Genomic DNA, 3266 nt, shown 5'->3' with positions numbered 1-3266 from the left:
CTTTCCGTCACTTTCGTCTTTCTATCCGTCGCTTCGACTCTTCTTTCCGTCACTTTCGTCTTTCTATCCGTCGCTTCGACTCTTCTTTCCGTCGCTCTGATTTTCATCCGTCGCCTTGGCTCTTCTTTCCGTCGCTTTTGATCTGCTTTCCGTCGCCTCGACTCTTCTTTCCGTCGCTCTCGACCTTCAAAAAAACGCAAGCCCCCCATCATCAAGGAGACTTGCGTTATTAATTACATAGAATGCAGATTCTTATTTTTATACGTGTTTATTTATGTTACGCGTAATACTTCTCTACAACTTCTGCACAACGCGCACACACTGTTGGTTGTGCTTCATTTGAACCGACTGTTTCAGAAATAGACCAGCAACGCTCACATTTTTCACCTGTTGCCTTTTCTACAACGATCGATGCATGTTCTAGAGCTAATGCATCTGCAGGTGCAGCTTCTATTGATGCTACTTCAAAGGCAGAAACAATTGATAGCTGTGCAAAATTGATGCTTGCATCATTTAATAATGCCGCCACATCTTCTTTTGCATAAACTGTCACTTTCGCTTCAAGTGATTTACCGATTGTTTTTGCATTACGAGCTTCCTCTAATGCTTTTAAAATATCATCACGAACATCAATAATTTTTACCCATTTCTCACGTAGACTTTCGAAGTTTTCATGTTCATCTACCTCTGGGAAGTCTGTTAATTGTACAGATACCTCTTCTACAACACCTTGAGCATGTAAGTAAGACCACATCTCGTCACTTGTATGAGGGATAATAGGTGACATTACTTTTACTAATGTCATTAATGTGTCATGAATAACCGTTTGCATCGCACGGCGATCTTTGTTGTCATGACCTTCGATGTACACAACATCTTTTGCAATATCTAAATAGAATGAAGATAATTCTACGGCAACAAAGTTATTCACCGCATGATAAACAGCTGCGAAATCATAGCGATCATATGCAGCACGTACAGTTTTTAAAACATCCTGTAGGCGCATATAAACGTATTGATCCATTTCACGAAGGTCTTCATATGCTACACGATCTTTCGTGGCATCAAAATCAGCTACATTTCCGTGTAAGAAACGGAATGTGTTACGGATTTTTCGATAAACCTCTGAAACTTGCTTCAACATATCCATTGAGATACGAACGTCGGCTGTATAATCTACAGAAGCAACCCATAAACGAAGAATATCTGCTCCGTATTGATCCATAACCTTTTTCGGGATAATGACATTCCCTAAAGATTTACTCATCTTACGACCTTCACCATCTAGAACGAAACCATGTGTTAATAGTCCCTTATATGGTGCATAGCCATTAATAGCTACAGAAGTAATTAATGATGAGTTAAACCATCCACGGTGTTGGTCAGAGCCCTCTAAATATAGATCAGCTGGATATTTCATACCACGTTCTACTAGTACACCTTGGTGAGAAGAACCTGAGTCAAACCAAACGTCCATAATATCGTTTTCTTTTGTAAATTCGCCATTCGGGCTACTTGGATGTGTGAAGCCTTCAGGTAATAATTCTTTTGCTGTTTTTTGGAACCAAATATTTGACCCATGTTCACGGAATAATGCAGAGATATGGGCAATTGTTTCTGGTGTAATAATTGGCTCACCATTTTCAGCATAGAAAATTGGAATTGGCACACCCCATGCGCGCTGACGTGAAATTACCCAGTCTCCACGGTCACGAATCATATTATAAAGACGCGTTTCACCCCAAGCAGGTGTAAATGCTGTTGATTTTACAGCCCCTAATAACTCATCACGGAATGCATCTATTGACGCAAACCATTGTGGTGTTGCACGATAAATAACTGGTTTTTTCGTACGCCAGTCATGTGGATAAGAGTGTGTAAAGAAGTTAAGTTTTTCTAATGCGCCTACTTCTTTTAATTTTTCTGTGATTAATTTGTTTGCATCATTGTAGAATACACCTTCAAAACCAGGTGCTTCATCTGTATAGCAGCCGCTATTATCAACAGGGCTAAGAATTGGTAGACCATATTGCTTACTAATATGATAGTCATCTTCCCCGTGTCCTGGTGCTGTATGAACACAGCCAGTACCCGCTTCAGCAGTTACGTGCTCTCCAACCATTACAAGAGATTCACGGTCATAGAATGGATGCTGTGCAACAACTCGGTCTAATGCTTCACCTTTAACTTCTTGAACAACTTCATACGCTTCCCATTCAAGTTCGTTAGCAACTGTTTCTAATAATTCTTTTGCAACGATGAATTTTTTATCAGCAACTGCCACTACAACATAGATAAATTCAGGGTTTACAGAAATCCCTAAGTTTGCTGGAATCGTCCAAGGTGTTGTTGTCCAAATGATCATTTTAGCATCTACTGGAACTACACCTTTAGCATCTTTAAGCGCAAAGCTTACATAAATAGAAGCCGATTTAATATCTTGATATTCAATCTCTGCTTCTGCCAGTGCAGATTCAGATGATGGAGACCAGTAAACTGGTTTTAAACCTTTATAAATATAGCCCTTTTCAGCCATCTTGCCGAATACTTCAATTTGACGTGCTTCAAATTCAGGCTTTAATGTAATATATGGATTTTCCCAATCACCACGAACACCTAAACGACGGAATTGTGTACGTTGGTTGTCGATTTGCTCGTAAGCATACTCTTCACATAATTTACGGAATTCAGCAACAGACATTTCTTTGCGCTTTACACCTTTGTTCGTAAGTGCTTGCTCAATTGGTAAACCATGAGTATCCCAACCTGGAATATAGTTTACATGGTAACCATTCATAGAGCGATGACGCGTAATCATATCTTTCAGCACTTTATTTAAAGCGTGACCGATATGGATATCACCATTTGCATATGGAGGTCCATCGTGTAACACATACTCAGGACGTCCTTCTGTACGCTCCATCTGTAATTTATTAATGTCCATTTCGTTCCATTTTTCTTGCATCTTCGGTTCATTTGCCGGTAAGTTTCCACGCATTGGGAAATCTGTTTTTGGCATTAATAAAGTATCTTTGTATTCAACCATTGTTCAATTCCTCCTTTATGTTTACAAACAAAAAACAAATGCACTTAGGCGCTCATACAATTACGACAGTTATTAGGCTTATCATTATAACGTGTGGTTGATTTCCGTTCCGGCTGGGCGCTTTGTTGTTGCTGTCGCTTCGCTTTCGCACAGAGCAAAGCTTCCTGGGGGCGTCCGATGAGCCGCTTCGCTTCGCTGCAGGGTCTCGGGCCAACAGATG

At 40.2% G+C, this 3266-nt stretch carries 2 protein-coding genes; one reads left to right on the top strand and one right to left on the bottom strand.

Annotated elements, in window-relative coordinates:
• Nucleotides 1–233 (top strand): hypothetical protein (locus tag ACFXN8_RS26355; RefSeq protein ID WP_386848316.1); only part of this gene is annotated, 233 nt, incomplete at its 5' end.
• A 44-nt stretch (nucleotides 234–277) separates the two neighbouring features.
• Here ACFXN8_RS26355 and ileS read toward each other — a convergent pair.
• Nucleotides 278–3046 (bottom strand): isoleucine--tRNA ligase, encoded by a 2769-nt coding sequence (gene ileS, locus ACFXN8_RS26350; protein ID WP_386848315.1) that lies wholly within the window; start codon nucleotides 3044–3046, stop codon nucleotides 278–280.
• Between the last annotated feature and the right edge of the window lie 220 nt (nucleotides 3047–3266).

The organism is Lysinibacillus sp. NPDC059133, assembly GCF_042755925.1.
In the GTDB taxonomy this organism is placed as follows: domain Bacteria; phylum Bacillota; class Bacilli; order Bacillales_A; family Planococcaceae; genus Lysinibacillus.
The sequence above is the reverse complement of the archived record's forward strand: the minus strand, read 5'-3'. Positions and strand labels throughout refer to the sequence as shown.